The sequence below is a fragment of the Brachyspira catarrhinii genome, assembly GCF_005518285.1.
GTDB classification, from domain to species: domain Bacteria; phylum Spirochaetota; class Brachyspiria; order Brachyspirales; family Brachyspiraceae; genus Brachyspira; species Brachyspira catarrhinii.
The window spans coordinates 1-215 of record NZ_SJDU01000971.1; the positions used below are offsets into that span (position 1 = coordinate 1).

1 pseudogene is annotated in these 215 nt (G+C 23.7%); it reads left to right on the forward strand.

From position 1 onward, the window contains the following. Nucleotides 1–215: pseudogene (locus tag EZH24_RS14705) on the forward strand (hypothetical protein); the annotation flags it as partial.

A 215-nucleotide genomic window follows, 5' to 3' on the forward strand; every position in this document is an offset into this window, starting at 1 on the left:
TATTGCGTCTTCGAGTAGCGAAATTAAAAAAGAAAATATTAAAGAATTTAGCGGAGAATTTAATAGCGGATTAAATAAAGATTTTAGAGAAGAATTAAGAAATAAACTCGATATTGCATTTAAAAAAAATATTCCTAATAAAGATAAAGCCGAAAACAAAGACGATGAAGAAAATGAAAAAACAAATAGCGAAAATAATTTTGAATTACTTAATA